General features: G+C 63.1%; 4 protein-coding genes and 1 pseudogene. 2 read left to right on the top strand and 3 right to left on the bottom strand.

All coding sequences use genetic code 11. The annotated features are described in order from the left end of the window. Positions 1-623, top strand: a 623-nt coding sequence (locus B7L71_RS02390; RefSeq protein WP_170919417.1) for a 2-oxo acid dehydrogenase subunit E2, incomplete at its 5' end; no start/stop codon positions are given. 18 nt (positions 624-641) lie between these two features. Then, positions 642-2,504, top strand: a complete 1,863-nt coding sequence (locus tag B7L71_RS02385) for a protein kinase domain-containing protein (protein WP_081135762.1) — start codon at positions 642-644, stop codon at positions 2,502-2,504. Here the strand turns inward: B7L71_RS02385 and B7L71_RS02380 are convergent. The 3 genes and pseudogenes from B7L71_RS02380 to B7L71_RS02370 form a co-directional block, all read right to left on the bottom strand. After that, positions 2,501-3,166, bottom strand: a complete 666-nt coding sequence (locus B7L71_RS02380) for an ABC-type transport auxiliary lipoprotein family protein (protein WP_081135759.1) — start codon at positions 3,164-3,166, stop codon at positions 2,501-2,503. The genes B7L71_RS02385 and B7L71_RS02380 overlap by 4 nt on opposite strands. Continuing rightward, complete coding sequence (locus B7L71_RS02375) at positions 3,163-4,104, bottom strand: MlaD family protein (protein WP_081135757.1); 942 nt, start codon at positions 4,102-4,104, stop codon at positions 3,163-3,165. Before B7L71_RS02375 ends, B7L71_RS02380 begins: the two co-directional genes overlap by 4 nt. 5 nt (positions 4,105-4,109) lie before the next feature. Next, positions 4,110-4,322 (bottom strand): annotated as a pseudogene (locus tag B7L71_RS02370) (ABC transporter ATP-binding protein); the annotation flags it as partial.

Below are 4,322 nucleotides of genomic sequence, written 5' to 3'. Positions count from 1 at the left end.
TTCATTATGGGGAAGAGGTGGATGTCACCGAACTGCTGGCGCTGCGCGAGCGCCTCAAGCCCCGGGTAGAAGCGCTGGGGGAGCGGCTGACGCTGATGCCCTTCTTCATGAAGGCGCTGGCGCTGGCCGTGGCCGAGCACCCCATCCTCAATGCGCAGCTCAATGCCGAGGGGGACGAGCTGCACTATTTTGCCCAGTGCAATATCGGCATGGCGGTGGACAGCAAGGCGGGCTTGCTGGTGCCTAACGTGAAGGCGGTGGAGCAGCTGAGCCTGCTGGACATTGCCAGGGAGGTGAGCCGATTGACTCAGGCGGCGCGGGAAGGTCGTGTGGATCAGGCGGACCTCAAGGGTGGCACCATCAGCATTTCCAATATTGGCGCTCTGGGCGGCACCTACGCCGCTCCCATCATCAACGCCCCGGAAGCGGCCATCGTGGCCATCGGCAAGACCCAGTGGCTGCCGCGTTTCGATGCCGAGGGCGCCGTGCAGCGACGCGCCATCATGACCGTGACCTGGGCGGGAGACCATCGATTCATCGACGGCGGCACCATTGCGCGCTTCTGCAATCACTGGAAAGCGTCTCTGGAAGCGCCAGAGACCATGCTGCTGCATTTGGCCTGATCCAAGGCCATTTCCCCCATGAGCCAGGCAGCGCTACAGCAGTTCTATATTCCAGAGGAGCAGTCGGTCTATCTGCTGAGCCATCACGATGCGCGCAAGCTGAAAGACTGGGTAGCGCTGTGCCAGGCTCAGCTGGTGCAGCTGGGGTACCGGGACATCGAGCTGATTGGCAAGGGGGCCTATGGTTTCGTGTTTGCGGGCAGCGCTCAGCAGCAGGGGCAGCCCACCCACTATGTGTTCAAGTTCTCGCGCATCACGCTGCCTACCCACTTGCAAGAGCGCCTCGAAGAAGAGGCGTTCATGCTCGATCAGGTCAGCCACCCTCTGATTCCCGGGCTGATCGCCTATCAGCGCGTGCGCGGCCAGTCCATTCTGGTCATGGAGCGCGCGCCCGGCTGGAATCTCGAGCAAGTATCGCTGCGCCAGGGGCGGCTCTCGCCGCGCCTGGTGGTGCATATTGCCGCGCAGCTGGCAGAGATTCTGGTCACCCTGCGCCGGGAAACCGGCCCCCATGCCCGCCCGGTGGTGCATGGCGACATCAAGCCTTCCAACCTGGTGTTCGACGCCAGCAGGGAAAGCATCGCCCTGATCGATTGGGGGTCGTCGGTCTTTGCCCAGCTGGATGCGGCGCTGCAGTTCGTCGGTGCCAACGTGATGGAGCTGATGTCGGATAACCTGCAGCAGACCAACGCGCGGTTGGGCGACGTCTACTTCATCGGCGAAGAGCAGCTCAACGGCGCGCTGTCATCGCCGCGTTTCGACGAACAGGGGGTGGCGGGTACCCTGTATGCCCTGGCATCGGCGCAGTCCTGCCGTTTTGGCTGCCGGGCGATTCCGGCCAGTGCGTTGGGCCTGCCCATCGAGTTTGCCCGCACGCTGGATGGGCTGCTGGATGCCGACCCGGCCATTCGCCGCCGCGCGGGGGATCACTTCATTCGTGAAATGCCGCGCATGGCTAGAACCGTGATGATCGACTTGCCTGCCGTACCGCCGCCGCCCCTGGTGCCGATCTGGGGGCATCGCCAGCGTCGGGAGATCGATACCGTGGTGTACAGCTCTCGCAAGGCCTTTCTGCGCGAGGCCAGCGTCGAAGAAACCCTCAATGACGTCAATGACGTGCAGCTGGACCGCTACTACAAGCAGTTCATGCAGGGCATGGGCGACACCGAGAAAGCCTTTCTGGCGTCGGTGAGCCGGTTGGGCAAATACCCCGTGGTGGGCGGGCTGGCCGTGCGCTGGGAGCGGGAGGGCGTCTATATCGACTCGTCGCTCAATCTGCACGACCCCGACCTGAAGCCCGCCTTTACCGAAGCGGTGAATAACATGGTGCATCTGGCGCGGGCCATCCATCGCCAGGGTATTTTCAAGAGCTGCCTGTTCAATGCGCGGCAGACGCTGCACCTGGAGCGGGAGAGCGCCGACGCATCGTTCGCTGCGCAGCCGGGCATGACCATCGGGTATGAGGTGAGCGCCGTGCCGGAGATGGAGGATCGCACCCGCCAGCACAGCTACTTCGAAGATGGTCCGGATCCAGAAGAGCTGCTGGTGTTGCCCGACAGCATCATGGCCCTGCTGGAGCAGCTCAATGACATTCACCATACCGGCATGATCATCTTCGAGACGCTGCCCAGACACCTGAAGATTCATAGCTACTACCGTCTGCTGGACCCACGCCGAGAGAAGGCGTTCTCTGCGCTGCTGGCGCACATGCTGGACAGCGTCAATCAGATCGAAGGTCTGGGGGTGTCGGGCTTCATGAAAATGCCCTACAAGGACACCCGGTTCTTTACCCACCTGGCGTGCCAGCCTGCCCACTACTACCCCAGAGACCCGCGCGACTATCTGCGCAAGCTGAGCGGTGGGGCAATCGACCTGCGTTAGCGGGTTACCTCGCGGGTCAGCCACTCGCCCAACTGCTGATTCAAATCATCGGACGCTGCGCCGAAGGCATCGACCACGTCGGCAATGGCGACGCTGCTGGCACGCTTGCGTATGGCGAAGCTGCTGGTCGCCAAGGGCGCGCGGTTGCTGTCAACCAGCTGCACATCCAGCTGAACGTTGACGCTGGGCGGCGTATCGTCGTATTCGCTCTGGAAGTGGCGCAGCTCGCTGAGCAGGGTCAGGTCGTGGGGCAGGCGATCACTGCCGACGCTCGCAAACCGCTGCTGGGCCTGTAGGCCTTCGATGAGCCGGGCCTTGAGCATGTCCGGAGCGTCCTCGTGCCAGCGTGCGCCTTCGTAGACGTTCACCACGTTGCCTTCCGGAAATACCACCATGCGGTTGCTGCCCAGCAAGTGCCCCGTTTCTGGCGTGGCGATGCCCAGCGTCATGGCGTGGGTGGCCGCTGCATTCGGCTGCCCTGAGGTGTCTACGGCCGGCAGCCGATAAAGCGTGGCCGGTTCGTTGTCGGGCAGGATCGAACAGGCCGTTAGGGTGGCCAGAATGATCAGCAGGGCGCCTGTACGCAGGGGGCTGATTCGAAGGGCCCCGTTGCGAAGGGGCCTGATGTGCAGGGCTTTGGCTCGCAGGGTCTTGAGCATCATGGGCGGAACTCCTCTATCTGGTCACGGCCCAGCAAAAAGTTGGTGGGGTTCTCTTCGAGCCGACGGGTAATGCGATCCAGGGTGGCCAGGGTGGCGCGCAGCGCCGCCAGGGCCGGGGCAATATCGCGGGTGCTTTGCAGCGTGCTTTCCACGGCACCGGCATTGTCCTCCACCAGCTGTTCGATGCGCTGGGCAGCATTGGCCACGTCGCGGCTGGCATTCTCGGCGCTCTGCATGACCTCTCGACCTTCGCGGCTGAGCAGCGAATGCGCTTCCTGGCTCAGGGTCTCGATGCTTTCCAGGGTGGCGGTGGCCTGACGCGATACCTCCCCGAACAGGGCCATGTTCTCGTCCAGAGCAGACTGCTGGGAGGCAATCATGTCGGTGATCTGGGCAACGTTGGTGAGAATGTTGCCTGCTTCCTGGCGATTGTCGTCGCTGAACAGCTCGTTGACGTTTTTCAGAATGGCGTTGATGTTGTTAATCATCTCTTCGCCCTCTTCGAAGAGCGTGGCAATCGGCGACGGGTCGGCGCGAATGAACGGCATGTCGTCATCGCTCTGGTCCAGCAGGCGCGGGCTCTCCGGCGTGCCGCCATGCAGCTGAACGGACATGCTGCCAGTAATGCTGGCAAAGGCCAGACGTGCCCGGGTATCGGTCTTGACCGGGGTGTCTTCGTACACACGGATACTGGCCAGCACCTGGCGGGGGTCATCCGGATTGAGGCTCAATTCGGTGACATCACCTACCTCGATGCCGTTGTACTGCACCTTGCTGCCCACCGCCAGGCCGCTGACGCTGCGCTCGAACAGGATGCGGTAGGGCTGGTAGTCGCGCTCGCCCGCCGCGTGGCTCATCCATAGGGCAAAGAGCAGGGCAGCGGCTGCCGTGAGCACGGTGAACAAGCCGATCATGATATGGTGCGCGCGGGTTTCCATGTGTCTCACTCCTCGCGGGAAGTCGGTTCGGCAGAGCGCTGCGCGGCGCGTCCACGGGGGCCATTGAAATAGTCCTGTATCCACTCGTCGTCGGTCTGGGCGACTTTCTCCAGGGTGTCGGCCACCAGCACGCGCTTCTGGGATAACACCGCGACGCGGTCGCAGGCGGCGTAGAGCGTGTCCAGGTCGTGGGTGACCAGAAAGACGCTGAACCCCAG

The organism is Halomonas sp. BC2, assembly GCF_002078115.1.
Classification (GTDB): Bacteria; Pseudomonadota; Gammaproteobacteria; order Pseudomonadales; family Halomonadaceae; genus Vreelandella; species Vreelandella stevensii.
Note: the sequence above shows the minus strand (reverse complement) of the source record. Positions and strands in the feature narration are given on the sequence as shown.

Excerpts from the sequence above, each read along its gene's own strand:
- B7L71_RS02385 (WP_081135762.1), top strand. The coding sequence starts at position 642 with ATGAGCCAGGCAGCGCTACAGCAGTTCTATATTCCAGAGGAGCAGTCG.
- B7L71_RS02380 (WP_081135759.1), bottom strand. The coding sequence starts at position 3,166 with ATGATGCTCAAGACCCTGCGAGCCAAAGCCCTGCACATCAGGCCCCTT.
- B7L71_RS02375 (WP_081135757.1), bottom strand. The coding sequence starts at position 4,104 with ATGGAAACCCGCGCGCACCATATCATGATCGGCTTGTTCACCGTGCTC.